This window comes from Candidatus Angelobacter sp., from assembly GCA_035607015.1.
Lineage (GTDB): Bacteria > Verrucomicrobiota > Verrucomicrobiia > Limisphaerales > AV2 > AV2.
Window position 1 is genome coordinate 1 of the sequence record DATNDF010000178.1, and the last position, 4,287, is coordinate 4,287.

General features: G+C 61.0%; 1 protein-coding gene. It reads right to left on the reverse strand.

Annotated elements, in window-relative coordinates; genetic code table 11:
* Positions 1 to 665: 665 nt before the first annotated feature.
* Positions 666 to 4,287: PAS domain S-box protein (locus VN887_07220; protein HXT39796.1), on the reverse strand; the 3,622-nt coding region annotated here is incomplete at its 5' end.

Consider the following 4,287-nt stretch of genomic DNA (forward strand, 5'->3'; position numbering starts at 1 on the left):
CGCCGTGAAATCGTTGGTGCCCGGATCCGCCTGCGCCGTCGCAATCGAGACGAATGCTGCGACCACGAGGGCGCCGGGGAGGGCCCGTCGCCGCGCCGCGGGCTTGTGACGCGCCCGCAGGGGAACCAACCCCGGTCCGCCGCCGCCGGCGGGAGACGGGAATCTCATCAATGCGGTTTCAAATCCCGATTCGTCGCCTGATCTTACACTGCTCATTCCGGCCCTTTCATAATAATGCGCGAGAACGATGGGAGCCGCCGATGTGCCAGCGGACGACGGGGTGACGAACAAGACAATTTATGACGCGTGATTGCCAGGAAATGTAAATGCCCTGTCACCGGAACAAGAAAGCGCCCGCGAACGACGTCCGAAGAATCCGTTGGACCGCAAGTCGCCGCAAAGGCGTTTTCCCCGTCGGAGCCGCCGGTGGTGATGGCCTGGCGTCTGAACTCGTGATTGAGTATTGGCATAAAGTCGATACAACCTTGAGAGAAGCAGGAAGCGGCGTGAGACGTGTCACAACTCTGTCACAAACAACCGAACATGACTGGCCGGCCGTCGTGTCGCGACATCCGCGAGTGTTTCTGCAACTGCCGTCTCCACGACATCCGCGCATTTCGCCCCGGCACATTCAAACTGGACATGGGCACGTCCGCCGCACGATGTCACGAAACGTCCGCGTCCAAAGTTTCCCGGACCAATTTGATCAATTTTTGGGGATGATACGGCTTCTGCAAAAACGATTTTACCTCCCGCAACCGGAAACTGGTCGCCGTGGAGTCCAGACTGTAGCCGCTGGTGTAAATGACCTTCAACTCCGGCTTGCGTTCCTTCAACTGCTTCGCCAGTTCCCGCCCGGTCATGCCCTCGGGCATCACCATGTCCGTCAACAGCAAATCCACCCGGCCGTGGTTTCGCTCCCAAACCTCGAGCGCCTCGACACCCGACGAGGCTTCCAGCACGCGATATCCGTGCCGTTGGAGAACAGCTCTCCCCAGCGTCCGCAACGCCGGCTCGTCCTCGACCAGTAGAATCGTTTCGTTGCCTCCACGCGCTTTGGCTTCGCCGGCCGCCTGTTCGGCAGCCGCCGCCAACCGGACACTCGCCGGCAGGAAAACTTTGAACGTGGTGCCCGCGCCGACCTGGCTTTCCACCTCCAGCCAGCCCTGGTGTTGTTTCACGATCCCATAGACCGTCGCCAGCCCCAGGCCGGTCCCTTTGCCGACGTCCTTGGTTGTAAAGAACGGCTCGAAAATGCGCGCCTTGATTTCCGGCGTCATGCCACAGCCGGTGTCCCGCACACTCACGCAGACGAATTCCCCGGCGCGCGCCTCGGGGTTGGCCAGAACACAATGGGCATCCATGACCACGCGTTCCGTGCCGATGGTCAACTGACCGCCTCCGACCATGGCATCGCGCGCGTTGACCGCCAGGTTCATCAAGACCTGTTCTATCATGCCCTCATCGGCCTGCACCGTGGGCAGATTGGACACGTAGTTGCACTGCAGCTTGATGTTCTCGCCGATGATGCGCCCCAGCATTTTGGCCAGGTTGCCGATAACCCCGTTCAAATCCAGCGCGTTGACCTCCATCTCCTTCTTGCGGCTGAAGGTGAGCAGTTGGCGCGTCAGGTTGGCGGCCCGTTCCCCGGCGGAGTACACCTGCTTCATCTCCTCCTTCACTTCGTCGTTCAGACCCTCCTGTTCCATCGTGAGGCTCGTGTAGCCCATGATGACGGCGAGGATGTTGTTGAAGTCATGCGCCACCCCGCCCGCGAGCTGGCCAAACGCCTCCATCTTCTGTGATTGCAGGAACCGTCCCTCCAGTTGTTTGCGTTCAACGAACTCACCAATCTGCGTGCCGATGGTCCCGAACATCGCGAGTAATTCATCGTCGGGCGGCTGAATGTGTGCGCTGAAAAACTCGATCACCCCGAGTGTTTCGCCCCTCAGCCTGATGGGAAACGCGATCGCGCTGCGCAATCCGATGCGGATCGCCAGCGGCTTCCTCGAGAGATTGTCGTCCTGCGACACATCTGCCAGCCACGCGGGCCGGCCCGATTCAAACACCCGGCCCGGCAGACACTCACCCGGGGCGAACGATGCCCCGCGGCTGAAGGCGACGAACTCATTAAACTCCGTCGAAGGCGGGTGCCAGATTTCGACACACCCCAACCGCTTCGTGCTCCGGTCCGCCGCCCAAAAGCCGCCCACATCCCATCCGAGCTGCTGACCGACGACTTTCAGGGTTTTTCCGGCGGCCTCTTTGAGCGTCGCCGCCTCGGAAAGGACCTGCGTCACGGCGTGGTGCATTGCCAGGCGGTGTTCGACCTGCTTGCGCCGGGTGATGTCCTCGGCCGTCCCCACGACGCGATATACTTCGCCGCCGGTGTTCCGGATCGGGAAAGCACGATCGTGAATCCACCGCACCGCGCCGTCGGGCCGTGTGATGCGATAATTCTCGTCGTACTCGCCGCTCGCCTGTTTGGTCGTCGCGGCCCGGAGGACACGCTCCCGGTCCTCCGGATGAATCGCCTCCGCCCAGTCCTGCGGTGACTGATAAAGGCTCGAGCAGGTGCGGCCCCAGATTCTTTCGTAGGCCGGACTGATGTAGAGCATCTGGTTCTTCAATGGATTGGTGATCCAGAAGACTTCGTGGATGTTCTCGGCCAGTTGCCGGAACTTTTCTTCACTGTCGCGCAGTCCTTCCTCCGCCTGTTTGCGTCCGGTCACGTCCTCGCCGATGCTTGCCGTGCCGGTGATGTTTCCACCCGCATCCCGCAACATGGTGTTGTTCCACACGATCTGCCGCAGCTCGCCCGTGCGCGTTTTGATCGGATTTTCGCGATGGAGCGGGATGGTGCCGGCCTCGATGGTCGCGAAAAAAAGTTGTCTCGTCCCGGTGTCGGTTTCCGGGATGAATGTCTCAAACCAGTCCGCTCCGATGATTTCTTCCCGCTTCCAGCCCGTCAGTCGCAGCAGGTAATCGTTGCAGAATGTGACAACGCCGGACGTGTCGAGCGTCATCGCAATGAGTTCGAGATTCTCCAGCATTTCCCGGCTCCGCCCCTCGGATCTCCGCAATCCTTCCTCCGCCCGCTTGCGCTCGTCGATCTCGGCATTCAACGCTTTGTTGGCGGTGACGAGTTCCGCGGTCCGCCGCTGGACCCGTTTGTCCAGTTCTCCATGCAGGACGCGCAGCGCGTTTGCGGTGCGCTGGTGTTGGATGACTTCCAGCCTGGTCTCGCGCCATCGCCGGTAACCAAAAAGCATGAACGCCGGGCTGAGCGCGATCAGCGTCCCGAACAATTCGTCCACCGCCGTATCCCGGTTGTTCCAGACCCACTCGAGGGGCCTTTCAAACAAATTGAAATAAAACCCCAGTCCAAACACGAGGACGCCTATCCCCAGCAAGGCGACGGTGTCGATGACGGCTCCCGTCTGGGTCCGGCGGGCCCCGTCCGGGGAAACTGGTCTCGGTTCCTCCCCGGTCCCCTGGTCCTCGATGACGACGACCTTGACGTCTTTCCATCGTCGGTATGCAAAAAACGCCAGCAGCGGGCTGAGGACGAGCAGTGTGCCGAAGAACTCGTCCAGCGGGGTTTCCTTGTGCTTCAGGACAAACTCGAGCGGGCGTTCAAACAGATTGAAAAGCGAGGCCAGCAGAAACACCAGAGCACCGAATCCGAGCACCACGACAGCGTCTTTGACCGCCCGGGTCTTCTTCCCACGATGGGTCTCGTCCCCGGAGTTCTGGCGCAACACCTCTTCGGCCCGCTTGCGCTCGGTGATGTCCGACCAGATGCCGACGATTTCCTCCGGTTGATTCGACGAGCCTCGAACCAAGCGGCGTTTGTCTTCCACCCACCGGTAGCTGCCGTCCTGATGGCGAAGGCGATATTCCGTGAGACTCGAGCCCTGCGCCAGTGTTTCGGACACACTGGCAATGGCGCGGTCGCGATCCTCCGGATGAACCTGTCCCAGCCACCATTCGTAGTGAAGCGTCTCCTGCATCCTGAATCCCAGAAACTCGGTGATGTTCTCGCTGACCACGTAGGGGACAACCTTTTGACCTTCGACCCGGAGCGCATAAATCACGGCCGGACTGTACTCCAGCAAGTGGCTTAATTGAGCGTGCGTCTCGCGCAACGACTCCTCCGCCCGCTTGCGCTCGATGCCCAGCGCGATGCCATCCGCCACCGAGCCCAGGGCCGTGAGCGTCGCTTCCGCCAGCGGACGTTTCGCGAACAGGGCCATCACCCCGACGACGCGATTTTCCAACAACAGC